Annotated in this window: 15 protein-coding genes; 11 read left to right on the top strand and 4 right to left on the bottom strand. The window is 73.6% G+C overall.

What is annotated here, in order from left to right; translation table 11 throughout:
• Positions 1–154: 154 nt before the first annotated feature.
• Positions 155–1,372, top strand: coding sequence for a protein-L-isoaspartate O-methyltransferase family protein (locus ABT403_RS17900; protein ID WP_344169850.1), 1,218 nt, complete (start codon positions 155–157; stop codon positions 1,370–1,372).
• Between the two features lie 450 nt (positions 1,373–1,822).
• Here ABT403_RS17900 and ABT403_RS17895 read toward each other — a convergent pair whose 3' ends face one another.
• Positions 1,823–2,749: a Ppx/GppA family phosphatase gene (locus ABT403_RS17895; RefSeq protein WP_344169847.1), complete on the bottom strand. Its 927-nt coding sequence runs from the start codon at positions 2,747–2,749 to the stop codon at positions 1,823–1,825.
• 62 nt (positions 2,750–2,811) lie between these two features.
• Here ABT403_RS17895 and ABT403_RS17890 point away from each other — a divergent pair, with 62 nt between their 5' ends.
• The gene (locus tag ABT403_RS17890; protein ID WP_344169844.1) at positions 2,812–3,612 is read left to right on the top strand and encodes a DUF3109 family protein; all 801 of its coding nucleotides are present in this window, start codon (positions 2,812–2,814) and stop codon (positions 3,610–3,612) included.
• A 39-nt stretch (positions 3,613–3,651) separates the two neighbouring features.
• On the opposite strand, the gene ABT403_RS17885 is transcribed toward ABT403_RS17890, so the two are convergent.
• On the bottom strand, positions 3,652–5,409 hold the full coding sequence (locus ABT403_RS17885; protein WP_425580345.1) for a BACON domain-containing protein: 1,758 nt from the start codon (positions 5,407–5,409) through the stop codon (positions 3,652–3,654).
• 385 nt (positions 5,410–5,794) lie between these two features.
• Between ABT403_RS17885 and radA the strand changes: the two genes are divergently transcribed.
• Positions 5,795–7,219, top strand: coding sequence for a DNA repair protein RadA (gene radA / locus ABT403_RS17880; RefSeq protein WP_344169841.1), 1,425 nt, complete (start codon positions 5,795–5,797; stop codon positions 7,217–7,219).
• 196 nt (positions 7,220–7,415) lie between these two features.
• Entirely contained in the window at positions 7,416–8,540 is a 1,125-nt protein-coding gene (gene disA / locus ABT403_RS17875) for a DNA integrity scanning diadenylate cyclase DisA (protein ID WP_344169838.1), read from the top strand.
• 34 nt (positions 8,541–8,574) lie between these two features.
• On the opposite strand, the gene ABT403_RS17870 is transcribed toward disA, so the two are convergent.
• Entirely contained in the window at positions 8,575–9,363 is a 789-nt protein-coding gene (locus ABT403_RS17870; RefSeq protein ID WP_344169835.1) for a hypothetical protein, read from the bottom strand.
• A 159-nt stretch (positions 9,364–9,522) separates the two neighbouring features.
• Here ABT403_RS17870 and ABT403_RS17865 point away from each other — a divergent pair, with 159 nt between their 5' ends.
• The 7 genes from ABT403_RS17865 (at position 9,523) to ABT403_RS17835 (ending at position 15,837) form a co-directional block, all read left to right on the top strand.
• The gene (locus ABT403_RS17865; protein ID WP_344169832.1) at positions 9,523–10,137 is read left to right on the top strand and encodes a phosphatase PAP2 family protein; all 615 of its coding nucleotides are present in this window, start codon (positions 9,523–9,525) and stop codon (positions 10,135–10,137) included.
• Between the two features lie 22 nt (positions 10,138–10,159).
• Positions 10,160–11,077 carry an iron-sulfur binding domain-containing protein gene (locus tag ABT403_RS17860; protein ID WP_344169829.1) on the top strand — a complete coding sequence of 306 codons (918 nt, stop codon included), beginning with the start codon at positions 10,160–10,162 and terminating at the stop codon, positions 11,075–11,077.
• 280 nt (positions 11,078–11,357) lie between these two features.
• Positions 11,358–11,918 carry a SigE family RNA polymerase sigma factor gene (locus tag ABT403_RS17855; RefSeq protein WP_344169826.1) on the top strand — a complete coding sequence of 187 codons (561 nt, stop codon included), beginning with the start codon at positions 11,358–11,360 and terminating at the stop codon, positions 11,916–11,918.
• On the top strand, positions 11,906–12,607 hold the full coding sequence (locus ABT403_RS17850) for a hypothetical protein (RefSeq protein ID WP_425580344.1): 702 nt from the start codon (positions 11,906–11,908) through the stop codon (positions 12,605–12,607). The genes ABT403_RS17855 and ABT403_RS17850 overlap by 13 nt, the downstream gene beginning before the upstream one ends.
• Before the next feature lie 39 nt (positions 12,608–12,646).
• Positions 12,647–13,360, top strand: coding sequence for a two-component system response regulator CseB (gene cseB, locus ABT403_RS17845; RefSeq protein ID WP_344169822.1), 714 nt, complete (start codon positions 12,647–12,649; stop codon positions 13,358–13,360).
• A 10-nt stretch (positions 13,361–13,370) separates the two neighbouring features.
• On the top strand, positions 13,371–14,684 hold the full coding sequence (cseC, locus tag ABT403_RS17840; RefSeq protein ID WP_344169819.1) for a two-component system sensor histidine kinase CseC: 1,314 nt from the start codon (positions 13,371–13,373) through the stop codon (positions 14,682–14,684).
• Between the two features lie 61 nt (positions 14,685–14,745).
• Positions 14,746–15,837, top strand: a complete 1,092-nt coding sequence (locus ABT403_RS17835; protein ID WP_344169816.1) for a LamG-like jellyroll fold domain-containing protein — start codon at positions 14,746–14,748, stop codon at positions 15,835–15,837.
• A gap of 22 nt (positions 15,838–15,859) precedes the next feature.
• Here the strand turns inward: ABT403_RS17835 and ABT403_RS17830 are convergent, their stop codons facing one another.
• Entirely contained in the window at positions 15,860–16,486 is a 627-nt protein-coding gene (locus ABT403_RS17830; protein WP_344169813.1) for a M23 family metallopeptidase, read from the bottom strand.
• Between the last annotated feature and the right edge of the window lie 357 nt (positions 16,487–16,843).

The raw sequence follows: 16,843 nt of genomic DNA, 5'->3' as shown, positions 1-16,843 counted from the left end.
TCCCCACCTGCCCGCACTGCGGCGCCGAACCCCTGCCCCTCGGCGGCCCCGAAGGCGGGGCGGTAGTGCACTCCCCTTCCTGCAGCCGACGACTCCCCACGCCCCGACAGGAGAACCCCATGGGCAAGCACGCCGGTCCCCCCGACGACAAGCCGTGGACGCCGCCCCCGACCGGAGGCAGCCCGGACGGCAGCCGGCCGTCCCCCCAGCCGTCCTCACCTCCTCCTCCGCCGCCGGGCAAGAAGTGAACCGGGAAATCTGCCGCGAGGCCCTGCGCACCGCAGGGTTACTCCGTCCGCCATGGCTGGCGCAGGCCTTCGACACCGTCGACCGTGAAGCCTTCGTCCCGCAGACCGTATGGCTCCCTGTGGCCGACGAGGAAGGCCGCTGGAGCTTCGTGGACCGCGAGGCGGATCCGGACGCCTGGCTCCGGGCTGTCTGGAACCCTCACCAGTCGGTGGTAACCCAGCTCAACGACGGCCACACGCCTCCGGGCCCGAACACCGGGGACTTCACGTCCTCCGTATCGGCCCTCGACATCGTCATGCGCAAACTCACCGCCCTCCAACTGGACCCCCAACACACCGTCCTGGAGATCGGCACCGGCTCGGGCTACCACACCGCCCTGCTCAGCGAACGCGTCGGAGCGCAGCGGGTGACCACGGTCGAAGTCGACGAAACACTCGCCACGACAGCCGCCGTCACCCTCACATCACAGGGCTACGAACCGACGATGATCACAGGGGACGGCCTCTTCGGCGCCCCCGAGCACGCCCCCTTCGACCGGGTGATCAGCACAGCCGCAGTGCGCCGGATCCCGCATGCCTGGGTGGAGCAGACGCATGACACCGGCAAAATCCTGACGCCCTTCGGCACGGCATACAGCAACACGGGTCTGCTGGGCCTCACGGTCGACGGCCACCAGGCCCAAGGCCGCTTCATCGGCTCCTCCGCATACATGTGGGTACGTTCCGACCGCCCGACCGTGGAACTCCGCGTCCCGGAGAAGCCGACGAGACGACGCTCACCGATCGATCCGGCGCAGGTCCTCTCCGGCGGGTATCTCCAGGACTTCGCCATCGGACTCCAGGTCCCGGACGTCTCCTACTCCCATCGCGGCACGGCCCGCGACCGAAGGGTCCAGTTCGTCGACGAGGCGGGCACCTCGGCCACGATCGTCCGCTACGAAGACTGGTGGGAGAAGGACGCCGTCACCTCATGGGGCCCACGCGACCTGTGGGCCGAGGTGACAGACGCGTTCGGCTGGTACGAGAGCCAGAACCGCCCGCACATCACCCGCTTCGGCATCAGCGTCGACTCCCACCAGTACGCATGGTTGGACGACCCGGGCAAGCCGGTAGGCAACCGATGACTCAGACAACCGGCAGGGCATCCCAGCCCCAGACGGGCGGCGGACGCCGAGCCGGGAGAAGCGCGTAGCGATCTGACGCGTGCGTTGGTCCGGCCCCCGGCACCCCGCCTGGTCGCTGAGGGGGCCGGATGCCCGACCCTGGACCGTCCCGTTCCTTCGGGGGCTTCCCGGCAGTCCTTGTCTTTCCGGGGCGGGACGGGCTGTCAAGGGTGGCCGGAGGCCATCGCGAAGCGACGCGACCGAAGGGAGCGCCCTTGACAGGCCGGCCCGAACCGGAAGGACAGTGGGACTGGCGGGAAACCCCCGCCCCTCCCTGAGACCGCCTGGCCGGCACCCCGCCCCCCACACCACCGCCCCGCAGACGGGGAGGCGGGTGGGCAACCACCGCCCGGCCCCCGACCCCTCGCGGGGGAGATAGCGGGCCCGCACCGCGAGCCCCCGTAACGCCCCCTACGGCAAGTGGTCCAGGCGGCGCAGGATGACGCCCTCGCGCAGCGCCCACGGGCAGATCTCCAGCGTGTCCACCCCGAAGAGGTCCATCGCCGCCTCCGCCACCAGCGCGCCCGCCAGGAGCTGGGAGGACCGGCCCTCCGAGACGCCCGGGAGGGTGGAACGTTCCGCCGTCGTCATCGCCGCCAGGCGCGGGACCCACTCCTCCAGGGACTTCCGCGTCAGCTCGCGCTGTACGTACAGGCCGTCCGCCTCGCGGGCCGCGCCGGCGATGCGGGCCAGCTGCTTGAAGGTCTTCGAGGTGGCCACCACGTGGTCCGGCGCCCCGAAGCGGCTGAATTCGCCGACCGTGCGGGCGATCTGCGCCCGTACGTGCCGCCGCAGCGCCTTCACGTCGGCCGGGTCCGGCGGGTCGCCCGGGAGCCAGGCCGAGGTGAGGCGTCCGGCGCCGAGGGGGAGGGAGACGGCGGCGTCGGGGTCCTCGTCGATGCCGTACGCGACCTCCAGCGAGCCGCCCCCGATGTCGAGGACCAGCAGCTTGCCCGCCGACCAGCCGAACCAGCGCCGGACGGCGAGGAAGGTCAGCCGGGCCTCGTCCTCACCACTCAGCACCGGGAGCTCGACGCCCGTCTCGGCCTTGACCCGGGCCAGGACCTCGTCGGCGTTGGGGGCCTCGCGCACCGCACTCGTCGCGAAGGGGAGGACGTCCTCGCAGCCCTTGTCCTCGGCGGCCTGGACGGCCTCGCCGATGACGGAGACCAGGCGCTCGACGCCCTCCGGGGTGATCGCGCCGTGCTCGTCGAGCAGCTCCGCGAGCCGCAGCTGCTCCTTGTGGGAGTGCGCGGGCAGCGGGCGCGCGCCGGGGTGCGCGTCCACCACCAGCAGATGAACCGTGTTCGAACCCACATCCAGGACACCGAGTCTCATACGGGAAACGCTACTGGGCCGGACGCGGGGCGGTGGAGTAAGGGGCGCTTACGCTTGGCTTTGTGCCAAATACGAAGAAGGCCAGCAAGAACCAGTCGAAGAAGAGCAAGGACGAAGTGGCGGACGAGAAGGGTCTCGACTTCCCCCGGGCCTGGGTGGAGTTCCCCGATCCCGCCGACGAGGAGCAGGTCTTCCGCTGTGACCTGACCTGGCTCACCTCCCGCTGGACGTGCATTTTCGGCAGCGGCTGCCAGGGCATCCAGGCGGGCCGGGCCTCCGACGGCTGCTGCACGCTGGGCGCGCACTTCTCCGACGAGGACGACGAGAAGCGGGTCGCCGAGCACGTGGCGCGGCTGACGCCGGAGCTGTGGCAGTTCCACGACGTCGGCGGCGAGAGCGGCTGGACGCAGCTCGACGACGACGGGGAGAAGCAGACCCGCCGCTGGGACGGGGCGTGCATCTTCCTGAACCGGCCCGGCTTCCCCGCCGGTGCGGGCTGCTCGCTGCACATCCTGGCGCTGAAGAGCGGGCAGGAGCCGCTGGAGACGAAGCCGGACGTGTGCTGGCAGCTGCCGATCCGGCGGACGTACGAATGGATCGACCGGCCGGACGACACGCGGGTGCTCCAGGTGTCGATCGGGGAGTACGACCGGCGCGGCTGGGGGCCGGGCGGGCACGACCTGCACTGGTGGTGCACGTCGGCGACCTCGGCGCACGGGGCCGGTGAGCCGGTGTACGTGTCGTACCGTCCGGAGCTGACGGAGCTGATGGGCCCGGAGGCGTACGCGGAGCTGGTGAAGCTGTGCGAGGCCCGCCTGGCCTCCCTGCTCCCGATGGCTCCCCACCCGGCGGACCCGACGTAGTACCCCGCCTTTCGGCCCCCCGCCCCCGCTCCCGCTCCCTCAGCCCGCAGGGCTCGCGGGCCCCGGGGAAACCGTTCCTCCTCCCCCGCCCGACGGGGCCGGCTCCGTGGGCTGCGTCGGGGTCGGGGTCGGGGTCGGAGTGGGCGTCGGCGTCGGCGTCGGGGTGGGGGTCGGTGTGGGCGTCGGGGTCGGCGTCGGCGTGGGGGTGGGCGTCGGGGTGGGGTCCGGGGCCGGCGGGGTCGGGTCGGTGGGCGGTACCGGCCGGCCGCGGCCCGTGAGGGAGACGACGGCTCCGCCCGGGTCGACGCCCACGCGGGCGCTCCAGGCGCCGACGGGCTGGGTCTCGGCGTCGACGGTGATCCGCAGGGTGACCGATTCTCCGGGTGCGAGGGTGCCCGCCGTCCGGCTCGCGCGCAGCCACGGCGCGTCGGACCACAGCCGCCAGTCGACGGGGCTGCCGCCGGACGCGGTCAGGGTGAGCAGGGTGGTGCCGCCGCGGGTGGTGGCGGAGACGGTGAGGCGGCCGGGGGCGCCGGGGCCGGCGGCGTCGGGGGTGGCGGGGGCGCCGGAGCTGATGACCTCGACGGAGACGTCGGGGGCCGCGCTGCCGGAGGCGAAGCCGGGCTCGCCGGTGGTGCGGGCGGTGTTGCCGGTGTTCTCGTAGGCGGTGAGCGGGCGCCCCTCGGCGAGCGGGGGCGGGATCTTCGATTCGCTGGCGGAGATACGGGTGCCGTCGCCGACGGGTTCGCCGGTGGCGGGGGCGCCCCGGTAGGCGGCCCACAGGGCGATGACGGGGGCGGCGACGACGGTGGCGACGACGGTGGTGGTCACGGCCCGGGCCCGGAGCCGGTCGCGTCGGGCGGCCCGGTCCTTGGGGTCCATGGGGAAGCCGGTGCGGTCGAAGCGCGGGCCGGGCCGGCCGCCCCGGCGCCGCCCGGAGCGCAGCATGGCGGCGCGGACGGCGCCGCGCGGGGCGGCGACGAGCGGGAGCGCGGCGTGCAGGCCGCCGGAGCCGGGCCAGGGCGCGGCGGCGCCGACGCGTTCGGCGACGCGGCGGCAGCGCGGGCAGTCGTCGACGTGGCGGACGAGCTCGGCGCGCAGGGTGCTGGAGAGCAGGACGTCGCGGTCGTCGTCGTCGCCGGTGAGGCGGGAGACGGCCGGGCAGTTGCCGGTCTCGACGACGGCGAGGGCGGCGCGGGTGCGTTCCACTTCGCAGGCGGCGGCGGACAGCAGTTCACGGGCGGTGGCCGGGGCGGTGCCGAGGACGGAGGCGAGTTCGGTGACGCCGAGGCGGTGGCGGACGGCGAGTTCGAGGGCCTCGCGCTGCTCGGGGGTGGTGCCGGCGGCCTCGGGCCAGGCGAGGCGGGCGAGCTCGGTGCGGCGGTAGGCGCTGACGTCGAGCGCGGGGGGCACCTGGGGCGCACGATCGGGGCCGGTGTGCTCCGGCGTGCGCCGGGCGGAATGCGCCCCCTGGCGGGCGCGCCGCTGCTCGGCGAGGCGGCGCAGGCAGGCCCAGCGGGCGAGGGCGTAGAGCCAGGCCCGCCGGTCGCCCTCGTCGGGACATCGGCCGGGGTGCCGGTCGGCGACGGCGAGGACGTCTCCGAGCGCCTCGGTGGCGGCGTCGTGGTCGCACAGGACGGACAGGCAGTAGGTGAACAGCCCGTCGAGGTAGGGCTCGTGCCGGAAGGGCGGCGGCGCGGGGTCTCCGCTCCGCGCGCCCGCCGGCCCCCCGGGGGACCCCGGCCGCGCGGCCCCTACCGTCCCGGCAGTCCCATCCGCCCCATCCACCCCGGCCATCCCGGCAGTCCCGGCAGTCCCGGCAGTCCCGGCCATCCCGGCAGTCCCATCCACCCCATCCACCCCGGCCGTCCCGGGCGCTGCGGGAAACGCCGACGTCGGTGCCGGCTCGGCCGGGTCGTGCGCCCCCGCTCGGGGTGTGCGCCTGTGCGCCCGGTGTGCGCCGGTGCGTGATGCGGGGTCTCCCTGGTCGCTGCTGTTCACCTGGCGAAGGTAGGCGGCACGCCGGTGACGCCCCGGAAGCCTTCACCGGTTTTAGCCCTTACGGGTGAACAGATCGCCATCGCGCTGACCGCTCCCCTGACGCTCGGCAAAACCCGGCGGCGCCCCGGCCCGCGCCGCCGCCCGCGCCGCGTTGTCGGCGGCGCCGGTTACCGTGGGCGGCATGGCTGCCCGAACCTCCCGCTCATCCGCCAAGGACCGTCCGTCCTTCCGCTGCACCGAATGCGGCTGGACGACCGTGAAGTGGCTCGGCCGCTGCCCGGAGTGCCAGGCGTGGGGCACCGTGGAGGAGATGGGCGCGCCCGCCGTGCGCACCACCGCGGCCGGCCGGGTCACCTCGGCCGCGCTGCCGATCGCGCAGGTCGACGGCAAGACGGCGACCGCCCGCAGCACCGGCGTCGACGAGCTGGACCGCGTCCTGGGCGGCGGCCTCGTCCCCGGCGCGGTGGTCCTCCTCGCGGGCGAGCCGGGCGTCGGCAAGTCCACGCTGCTGCTCGACGTCGCGGCGAAGGCGGCCACCGGCGACCACCGCACCCTGTACGTCACCGGTGAGGAGTCGGCGAGCCAGGTGCGGCTGCGGGCCGACCGGATCAACGCCCTGAACGACCACCTCTACCTCGCCGCCGAGACCGATCTGTCCGCCGTCCTCGGCCATCTCGACGCCGTACGGCCCTCCCTCCTCGTCCTGGACTCCGTACAGACCATCGCCTCCCCCGAGATCGACGGCGCGCCGGGCGGCATGGCCCAGGTGCGGGAGGTGGCGGGGGCGCTGATCCGCGCCTCCAAGGAGCGGGGCATGGCCACCCTCCTCGTCGGCCACGTCACCAAGGACGGCGCCATCGCCGGCCCCCGGCTGCTGGAGCACCTGGTGGACGTGGTGCTGAGCTTCGAGGGCGACCGGCACGCCCGGCTGCGGCTGGTGCGCGGGGTGAAGAACCGGTACGGGGCGACCGACGAGGTCGGCTGCTTCGAGCTGCACGACGAGGGCATCACCGGGCTCGCCGACCCCAGCGGGCTGTTCCTGACCCGGCGCGCCGAGGCGGTGCCGGGCACCTGCCTGACCGTGACCCTGGAGGGCAAGCGCCCCCTGGTCGCCGAGGTGCAGGCGCTCACCGTCGACTCCCAGATCCCCTCCCCCCGCCGCACCACCTCCGGCCTGGAGACCTCGCGCGTCTCGATGATGCTGGCGGTGCTGGAGCAGCGCGGCCGGATCACCGCCCTGGGCAAGCGGGACATCTACAGCGCGACCGTCGGCGGGGTGAAGCTGACGGAGCCGGCCGCCGACCTGGCGATCGCGCTGGCGCTGGCCTCCGCCGCGAGTGACGTGCCGCTGCCGAAGAACCTGGTCGCCATCGGGGAGGTCGGCCTCGCCGGCGAGGTGCGGCGGGTGACGGGCGTGCAGCGGCGCCTCGCGGAGGCGCACCGGCTCGGGTTCACGCACGCGCTGGTCCCGGCGGATCCGGGGAAGGTCCCGGCCGGGATGAAGGTGACCGAGGTCGCGGACGTGGGCGACGCGCTACGGGTCCTGCCGCGCGGGCGGTCCCGTACGCCGGCCAGGGAACGCGCGGGGGCCGCCCCGGCGGAGTGACCCCGGAGCGCACCGCTCCGCGCCGGCGGAATGAGATGCTCCGCCCGGTGGGCGTGGGCGCAGGTCAGCGGGGCCGTACGGGCTGCCGCCACGGCGCCGCGGGTTAACGCCCGGCGGGCGCACAGGCGGCGCCGGTAGACTTTGTGCTGGTCCGCCCGGCCCTACAGGCGGCGCAACCCGCGACCGGAGGAGTGCAGTGGCAGCCAAGGACGGGGCAGCAGCATCCGGCAAGTCGGGCGCGAGCTCCAAGCACGAGGCGCTGATGCGCGCCTCGCTGAGCGCGGTCGCCCCTGGTCAGCCGCTGCGTGACGGTCTGGAGCGGATCGTCCGCGGCAACACGGGCGGGCTCATCGTCCTCGGTATGGACAAGACGGTCGAGGCCATGTGTACCGGCGGCTTCGTCCTGGACGTGGAGTTCACCGCGACCCGGCTGCGGGAGCTGTGCAAGCTCGACGGCGCCCTCATCCTCGACAAGGACCTGACGAAGATCCTGCGGGCCGGCGTGCAGCTGGTGCCGGACGCGTCGATCCCGACGGAGGAGACGGGCACCCGCCACCGCACGGCGGACCGGGTGTCGAAGCAGTGCGGGTTCCCGGTGGTGTCGGTGTCGCAGTCGATGCGGCTGATCGCCCTGTACGTGGACGGGGAGCGGCGCGTCCTGGAGGAGTCCGGGGCGATCCTGTCCCGCGCGAACCAGGCCCTCGCCACGCTGGAGCGGTACAAGCTGCGGCTGGACGAGGTCGCGGGGACGCTCTCGGCCCTGGAGATCGAGGACCTGGTCACGGTGCGCGACGTGACGGCGGTCGCGCAGCGGCTGGAAATGGTCCGCCGGATCGCGACCGAGATCGCCGAGTACGTGGTCGAACTGGGCACGGACGGGCGACTCCTGTCGCTCCAGCTGGACGAGCTGACGGTGGGCATCGAGCAGGAGCGGGAGCTGGTGATCCGCGACTACGTTCCGGAACCCACGGCGAAGCGTTCCCGCACGGTGGAGGAGGCGCTGCCGGCGCTGGACGCGCTGTCGCATCCGGAACTGCTGGAGCTGGCGATCGTGGCGAAGGCGCTGGGGTACACGGGGTCGCCGGAGACCCTGGACTCGGCGGTCTCGCCCCGCGGGTACCGGCTGCTGGCGAAGGTGCCGCGGCTGCCGGGGGCCATCATCGAGCGGCTGGTGGAGCATTTCGGGGGGCTCCAGAAGCTGCTCGCCGCCAGCGTGGACGACCTGCAGACCGTGGACGGGGTCGGCGAGGCCCGTGCCCGCAGCGTGCGTGAGGGCCTCTCGCGGCTCGCGGAGTCCTCGATCCTGGAGCGGTACGTCTGACCGCTCCCGGGGCGGAGCCACCGGGAGCGGTGGGTCAGTCCTGCTTCAGGACGAAGGACGTACGGGCCACCGGGAGGCCCGGGGTGCGGGCTTCCACGACGTAGGTGTCCGGGGCCGGGGTGCCCGCCGGAGGCGACTGGCACTGGTCCGCCGCGCTCAGCTTGCGGTCCCACTCCAGCGACTGCTTCGCCTCTCCCTGCGCCGGCAGCCGGAAGAACGCGGTGCCCGGGCCCGACGGGCAGTCCGCCGAGGACCAGACCTGCTTGGCGCCGGTCGTCTGGAAGATCGTCACGACCGCCTGCTTCGGGCCGAGCCCGAACTTGCAGGTGCTGCCCGAGACGTTGCGGACGAGGAGTTCGAGGCGCGGCTTCTCGTTCGTCTCGTACTCGTTCTTCACGCTCTTGACCTCCCACTGCACCGCGCTCGCCGCGCAGGTGGGCAGGGGGGAGTCCGCCGGGACGGCCTGGGAGGCGCCCGTACCGCCGCCGGAGGAACCGGAGTTGGCGCCGCCGCCCTGGTCGGGGTTCTTGGGCGCCGCGCCGCCCGGGCCGGCGGCGGAGCCCCCGCCGGCGCCCGACTCGGCCCGTCCGCCCGGGGCCTGACTGATCGCCGGGCCGGAGCCGGAGGGGCCGGGGGTGATCGTGCGGACCGGGCCGGAGCCGTCGCCGCCGCCCTTGCCGTTCGTACTCGTGCCGCCCCCACCGGAACTGACGAACCATACGGCGAGCAGCGCGGCGAGCGCCGCCGCGGACGCCAGAACAGCCCTCCGCCGCCAGTAAATGGAGGAGGGAAGCGGCCCGACCGGATTGCGCAGAGATCCCACGTACCGAACCTTACGAGAACTCGCGCCGCGATCAGCGCCCCACATGCCGCGCATCCGGCGGGTTTTGCCGATGATCATCTTGCGGAACGACCTCGCGGCGATGGGTTCAGGCCAGGGTCTGATGTGACGCCGACCAGGGGTTGAGTACGGTCAGTCACCATGGACACCTCCGCCCTCTACCGCGACATCACCGACTTCGCCCACGGCACTCCCCTCTGGGTGCAGTCCGCCTTCGAGGTCTGGACCGAATACGGACTGCTGCTCTTCGGGCTCCTCTACATAGCCGTCTGGTGGCGTGCGCGCGGACAGGGCGATCCCCGGGCGGTGTCGCGGGCGGTGCTCGCGCCGCTGGTCACCGCGCTCGCGTACGTCGCCTCGGAGCTGGTGAAGTCGACCGTCAACGAGGAGCGGCCCTGCCGGGCGGTGGCCGGGGCGGCCGCCTCGCTGGTGCCGTGCCCGCCCTACGGGGACTGGTCCTTCCCCAGCAACCACTCCGCCATCGCGGGAGCCGCCGCCGTCGGCCTGGCTCTGGCGGTGCCGCGCCTGGCGGTGCTGACCCTGCCGATGGCGGTGCTGATGGCCTTCTCCCGGGTGTTCGTCGGGGCGCACTACCCGCACGACGTGGGGATGGGCCTGCTGCTCGGCGCCTCGCTGGGCGCGCTGGCCGTGGCCCTGCTGACCGGCCCGCTGAGCCGGGTGGTCGCGGCCGTACAGGGGAGCGGGATCCGCGCGGCCGTCTGGTTCACCGGTCCGGGCCCCGCACGCCACCCCTAGAACGTGCCAGGATGCCCCTGACATGACTGCATCCGCCGAATCCGCCGCATCGTCCCCGCCGTCCCAGCCGTCCCCGCTGCACGAACCCGTCATCGCGTGGTTCGACGAGCACGCCCGCGACCTGCCCTGGCGCCGCCCCGAGGCCGGCCCCTGGGGGGTGATGGTCAGCGAGTTCATGCTCCAGCAGACCCCCGTCAGCCGGGTCCTGCCCGTGTACGAGCAGTGGCTCGCCCGCTGGCCCCGGCCCGCCGACCTGGCCGCCGAGGCGCCGGGCGAGGCCGTACGGGCCTGGGGGCGGCTCGGCTATCCCCGCCGGGCCCTGCGCCTGCACGGCGCGGCCTCGGCGATAACGGAACGCCACGGCGGCGACGTGCCGCGCGACCACGCGCAGCTGCTCGCACTGCCCGGCATCGGCGAGTACACGGCCGCCGCGGTGGCCTCCTTCGCGTACGGGCAGCGGCACGCGGTGCTCGACACCAACGTGCGCCGGGTCTTCGCGCGCACCTCCACCGGTGTGGAGTACCCGCCGAACGCGACCACCGCCGCCGAGCGGCGCCTGGCCCGGGCCCTGCTGCCCGGGGACGAGGCCACGGCGGCCCGCTGGGCGGCGGCCTCGATGGAGCTGGGCGCGCTGGTCTGCACGGCCAAGAGCCCGGACTGCGCGCGCTGCCCGGTGGCGGGGCTGTGCGCCTGGCGGCTGGCCGGGAAGCCCGCGCACGACGGGCCGCCGCGGCGCGGGCAGACGTACGCCGGGACCGACCGGCAGGTGCGCGGCCGGCTGCTGGCCGTGCTCCGCGAGGCGTCGGGTCCGGTGGCCCAGGCGCAGCTGGACGCGGTGTGGGACGAGCCGGTGCAGCGGGCCAGGGCCCTGGACGGGCTGGTGTCCGACGGGCTGGTGGAACCGCTCGCGCGGGGGATGTACCGCCTGCCGCAGGCCTAAACCTGCCTCCCGGAGAGGGCCGGCGGCGGAATCCGTAGCGGCCGGCCCCCGGAATCCGCAGGTCCGCCGGGGGGCCGCCCCGGCGGCCCGAAGCTGACGGACACATTCCGTTTCGGTCCGGGAAACCCCAGCTCACGGGCACTGTTACACAACCTACGGGTGTCCGTGCGCCCACCGCAGGCTGACCCGCACAGTGCCGTGACAACCCGTCCGTACCTTCGGATCCGTAAGGCAGCGGGTGACGCAGCGGGTGACGGGGACGGCAGCGGAGGCGGTCTAGATGGCGCACGGAGATGTACTCGAGTTCGAGGAGTACGTACGCACCCGGCAGGACGCCCTGCTGCGCAGCGCCCGGCGCCTGGTCCCGGACCCGACGGACGCGCAGGACCTCCTCCAGACCGCCCTCGTCCGCACCTACGGCCGCTGGGACGGCATCGCCGACAAGTCCCTGGCGGACGCCTACCTGCGCCGCGTCATGATCAACACGCGGACCGAGTGGTGGCGGGCCCGCAAGCTCGACGAGGTCCCCACCGAGCAGCTCCCGGACGCCTCCGTCGAGGACGGCTCCGACCAGCGCGCCGACCGCGCCCTGCTCATGGACATCCTCAAGGTGCTCGCGCCCAAGCAGCGCAGTGTCGTGGTGCTGCGACACTGGGAGCAGATGAGCACCGAGGAGACGGCCGCGGCGCTCGGAATGTCGGCGGGAACCGTGAAGAGCACACTGCACCGCGCACTGGCCCGGCTCCGCCAGGAGCTGGAGAGCCGGGACCTGGACATGCGTGCGCTCGAACGCGGTGACCACACCACGCGTGACGAGGGGCGGGAGCGGTGCGCGGCCTGAACGGCCAAAGCCTGAGCGGCAGAAGCTCGCTGGTACTGACGTCGGCGGGGACGGTCGTCCTCGTCGGCACAGTGCTGTTCGCGGCCGGCTGTTCCACCGGCGGCACCGGCCTGCGCGACGGCGGCCCCGCCCGCACCGACTCGGTGGCCCGCAACACCCAGCCGACCACCGCCCCCAGCGGCCCGGTGGCCCCGGGCCACTCCCCCGCCGCCGGCACGGCGAACCCCCTCAAGAAGGTCGACCCGGTGGCCCTCCTCAAGGCGGACCCCAAGGTCAGCGCCGAGATCAAGAGGGACCTCAAGCCCTGCACGGGCAAGGAGTACCCCGTCGACGTCAGCTACGGGAAGATCACCGGGAGCTCCGTCGTCGACATCGTCGTCAACGTCCTGTCCTGCGCCGACGCCCTGGGCCGCGGCTCGTACGTGTACCGGTCGGACGGCGGGAAGTACGAGAATGTCTTCGCCGACGAGCAGCCCCCCGTCTACGCCGAGATCGACCGGGGCGACCTGGTGGTCAGCAAGCCGGTCTACGGCAAGAGCGACGCCGTCTCCTACCCCTCCGGCGAGGACGTGATCACGTACCGCTGGAACGGCGAGAAGTTCGCCGAGCAGGACCGGGTCCACTCGGAGTACAGCAACGTCGGCGACGGCGGGGCCCAGCCGGCCCCGGCCGTCAGCCAGAAGAACTGACCGAACAAGCAGACGCGAGCGACCGGAGTGAGGCTGGGCATGGCCGAGACCCACGTGCTGTTCGTGGAGGACGACGACGTCATCCGCGAGGCCACGACCCTGGCGCTGGAGCGCGACGGGTTCGTGGTCACCGCCATGCCCGACGGCCTGTCCGGACTGGAGTCCTTCCGTGCGAACCGGCCGGACATCGCGCTGCTGGACGTGATGGTCCCCGGCATGGACGGGGTGAGCCTGTGCCGGCGCATCCGCGACGAGTCCACCGTCCCCGTCATCATGCTCTCGGCGCGGGCCGACTCCATCGACGTGGTCCTCGGCCTGGAGGCGGGCGCGGACGACTACGTCACCAAGCCCTTCGACGGCTCCGTCCTCGTCGCCCGGATCCGCGCGGTGCTCCGCCGCTTCGGACACGCGGGCGGCACGCAGAACGGCGCCCACGGCTCCGCCGACGCGGACGACTCCGACGAGCGCGGGGTGCTGTCCTTCGGCGACCTGGAGGTCGACACCGAGGGCATGGAGGTCCGCCGCGCCGGCAACCCTGTCGCCCTGACCCCCACCGAGATGCGGCTGCTGCTGGAGTTCTCCTCCGCGCCCGGCACCGTCCTGTCCCGCGACCGGCTCCTGGAGCGGGTGTGGGACTACGACTGGGGCGGCGACACCCGCGTCGTGGACGTCCACGTCCAGCGGCTGCGCACCAAGATCGGCCAGGACCGGATCGAGACGGTCCGCGGCTTCGGATACAAGCTCAAGGCATGAGAACCACAGCATGAGGCGTTTCACCCTGCGCACGGGGATCCGCTGGAAGATCACGCTCGCCATCGCCGCCGTCGGCGCCCTCACCGCGCTCGCCCTGAGCCTGGTGGTGCACAGCGCCGCCCGCGTGTCGATGCTGGAGAGCGCCCGCGACTCGGAACTGGAGCGGGTCCAGTACATCGCCCGCACCCCCGACGCCGGCCGCAAGCCCATCTGGGGCGCCAAGGTCAACGACCCCGAGCTCCCCGCCGAACTGCGCGAGAAGGCCCGCTCGGGGCGGCGCGGCACCTACATCCAGGAGAGCCCCAAGCGGGCCCCGGAGGTGTGGGCGGCCGTACCGCTCGGCAACGGACAGGTGCTGTCCATGCACCACCAGTTCCGCGAGAGCGCCAACATGGTGCGCGACCTGGACCGGGCCCTGGTCATCGGCTCCCTCGCCGTCGTGATCGGCGGCTCGGCCCTCGGCGTGCTCATCGGCGGGCAGATCTCCAGCCGCCTGCGCAAGGCCGCGGCCGCCGCCCAGCGGGTCGCGCACGGGGACCCCGAGGTCCGCGTACGGGACGCGGTCGGCGGCGTCGTACGCGACGAGACGGACGACCTCGCCCGGGCGGTGGACGCCATGGCCGACGCCCTCCAGCAGCGGCTGGAGGCCGAGCGGCGGGTCACCGCCGACATCGCGCACGAGCTGCGCACCCCCGTGACGGGCCTGCTCACGGCCGCCGAGCTGCTGCCCCCGGGCCGGCCCACCGAGCTCGTGCGCGACCGCGCGCAGGCGATGCGGGCGCTGGTCGAGGACGTCCTGGAGGTGGCCCGCCTGGACGGCGCGTCCGAGCGGGCCGAGCTCCAGGACGTGGCGCTGGGCGAGTTCGTGAGCCGCCGGGTCACGGCGCTGATGCCGGAGGCCTCGGTACGGGTCGTCGCGGACGAGATCGTCAGCACCGACCCGCGCCGGCTGGAGCGGATCCTCGGCAACCTGCTCGCCAACGCCGCCCGGTACGGGCAGGCCCCGATCCAGGTCGACGTCGAGGGCCGGGTCGTACGCGTACGGGACCACGGGCCGGGCTTCCCCGAGGCCCTGCTGCGGGAGGGCCCGAGCCGCTTCCGTACGGGCTCCACGGACCGGGCGGGCGTCGGGCACGGGCTCGGGCTGACCATCGCGGAGGGCCAGGCCCGCGTCCTGGGCGCCCGCCTCACCTTCCGCAACGTGGCAGCCCCGGGCGGCGCGGAGAACGAGGGCGCGGCGGCGGGCGCGGTGGCCGTCCTGTGGCTCCCGGAGCACGCCCCGACGACGACGGGCAGCTTCCCGATCGTCCAGCTCCCGGGCTGACCCCCGGGAGGTATCGGTCCGGGGGCTTCCTGCTTCACGGTGATGTTCTAGCATCCGTGCCATGACTGACGGTACGGATCGCCCTGACAGCCCCCAGCCCGGCCCCGCCTCCGGCGGGTACGGCTACCCCCAGCCCGGGCCGTCCAACCCCTACCAGCCGGAGCCCGCGACGGGGCAGCCCGGACAGGGCTTCGGGCCGCCGCCCACGGCGGCTGAATCGTTCCCGCCCCCGATACCGGAGACCTTCACCCCCGGCCCCACCCCGGACTGGCAGGCGATGGCCGACGCCTCCGAGTCGCAGCGCAAGAAGCGCCGGATGCTCACCATCGCCGGCGGGGTGCTCGCCGTGCTCCTGGTGGCGGGTGGCACGACGTATTTCCTCATGAGCGGCGGCGACCAGCCGGACGGCAAGCCGACGGCCTCCTCCTCGGGCTCCCCCACCCCCTCGGGCGGGGCGAAGTCCCCGTCCAGGAACCCCGACGACGACTACCCGACCCTCCCCGGCGAGCCGAACGTCCTGCGCGACTACAACGGCAAGACGGGCATCGCCCTGGGCCCGGGCGCCTCGCTGGGCGAGCTGTCCATGCGCACCGAGGTCCGCTTCAAGGGCGCGCCGGACTCCTACGCCCAGGGCGCCGAGGCGGCCGTGGACGTCACGCGGAGCTTCAGCGTCTCCACCCGCGCCTACAACACGACCGAGGGCGGCTCGCACATGGCGGTCAGCCAGGGCGACGGGGACTCGTACTCCTTCGAGCTGGGCTTCGAGGTCGTGAACGGCAAGAAGGCCTGGGTGTTCCGGGTGCAGACCGGTGACAAGGGCCAGGCGGCGACGGCCCAGCAGATCGTCGTGGACAACGTGGACACCGTGAAGAAGTGGGCGCTGCTCACCGGCACCTACGACGCGGAGAAGAAGACCATCGCCCTCTGGGTGGACGACAAGCTGGCCGGCCAGGCGCAGATCGCCGGCATCTGGCCGGGCCCCGGCCCGGTCCAGCTCGGCCGGGCCCGCCACCACGGGATCTGGAGCGCCTCGTGGGAGGGGGCACTCGACCACATCCGGATCTTCGACCAGGCCATCAACCAGGAGCAGATCACGGCCCTGAAGAACAACAAGCCCGGCAAGCTCAAGCCGGTCCACGCCTGGCTCGTCTGAGCCGGCGGGGATCAGACGGGGATCAGACGGTGACGCCGACGTTCCGCAGGAAGGCCACGGGGTTGATCGCGGAGCCGTAGTTCGGGGTCGTGCGGATCTCGAAGTGCAGGTGCGGACCGCTGGAGTTGCCGGTGTTGCCGGACAGGGCGATCTTCTGGTCGAGGGCGACCTTCTGGCCGACCTTGACCAGGATCTGCGACAGGTGCGCGTACTGGGAGTACGTGTTGTCCGCGTGCTTGATCACGATGGCGTTGCCGTAGGCCGGGCCGTCGCCGCCGCCGTTGGGGCCGGCCTTGACGACGGTGCCGGCGGAGGCGGCGTGGACGGGGGTGCCGACGGGGACGGCGAAGTCCTGGCCGGAGTGCTTGTGGGCCCACATGCTGCCGCCCTTGCCGAAGGTCGCGGAGAGCGTGTAGCCCTCGACGGGCTTGTCCCACAGCCCGCCCTTCGCGGCGGCGGCCTGGGCGGCCTGAGCCTGGGCCTGGGCCTGCGCCTGGACGGCGGTCAGCTCGGCGGTGGCGGACACGGCGGAGGGGGCCTCGTCGGCGAAGGCGGCGGTCGTCCCGGCCCCGAGGGCCAGCGCCGCACCGAGGGCGGTGGCGGCGAGGGCGGTACGGGTACGACGGGTGCTGACGCGCTTCGCGGACATGCGGGGACCTCCGGGGCCGGGGACAGGAATCGGGCAAGAAAGATCCCGGCACTGCGGCCTGTGCCGCGACTGCCGGGCTTGCCCCACCTTGGTAACCCGCGCCCCCACCCTTCCCCAAACGCCCGATTTACTACGCCCCCTCGTAGCCGCCCCGCCTTCCCGTCCCCCCGTTGACGCCCCCACCCAGCCCCAACGGGTGGACAAAAGGGACGCCCACCCCTACGGCACGACCTAGTAGGTCCGTTTTGTTCTGTGCGGCTTGTCACCGCCCCACGCCCGGGGAGGCGTGAAAAGGGGCGGCCCCGGGACTTCTGGAGTCCCGGGGCCGCCCCTCTACCGCTTACGCGCGTGCTACCG

Origin of the sequence: Streptomyces sp. NPDC000075 (assembly GCF_040301925.1) — a bacterium.
Taxonomy (GTDB): Bacteria; Actinomycetota; Actinomycetes; order Streptomycetales; family Streptomycetaceae; genus Streptomyces; species Streptomyces polychromogenes.
Note: the sequence above shows the minus strand (reverse complement) of the source record. Positions and strands in the feature narration are given on the sequence as shown.

Coding starts and splice junctions, on each gene's coding strand:
- ABT403_RS17895 (WP_344169847.1), bottom strand. CDS start 2,749: ATGAGACTCGGTGTCCTGGATGTGGGTTCGAACACGGTTCATCTGCTG.
- ABT403_RS17885 (WP_425580345.1), bottom strand. CDS start 5,409: ATGGCCGGGGTGGATGGGGCGGATGGGACTGCCGGGACGGTAGGGGCC.
- radA (WP_344169841.1), top strand. CDS start 5,795: ATGGCTGCCCGAACCTCCCGCTCATCCGCCAAGGACCGTCCGTCCTTC.
- ABT403_RS17865 (WP_344169832.1), top strand. CDS start 9,523: ATGGACACCTCCGCCCTCTACCGCGACATCACCGACTTCGCCCACGGC.
- ABT403_RS17860 (WP_344169829.1), top strand. CDS start 10,160: ATGACTGCATCCGCCGAATCCGCCGCATCGTCCCCGCCGTCCCAGCCG.
- ABT403_RS17855 (WP_344169826.1), top strand. CDS start 11,358: ATGGCGCACGGAGATGTACTCGAGTTCGAGGAGTACGTACGCACCCGG.
- cseB (WP_344169822.1), top strand. CDS start 12,647: ATGGCCGAGACCCACGTGCTGTTCGTGGAGGACGACGACGTCATCCGC.
- cseC (WP_344169819.1), top strand. CDS start 13,371: ATGAGGCGTTTCACCCTGCGCACGGGGATCCGCTGGAAGATCACGCTC.
- ABT403_RS17835 (WP_344169816.1), top strand. CDS start 14,746: ATGACTGACGGTACGGATCGCCCTGACAGCCCCCAGCCCGGCCCCGCC.
- ABT403_RS17830 (WP_344169813.1), bottom strand. CDS start 16,486: ATGTCCGCGAAGCGCGTCAGCACCCGTCGTACCCGTACCGCCCTCGCC.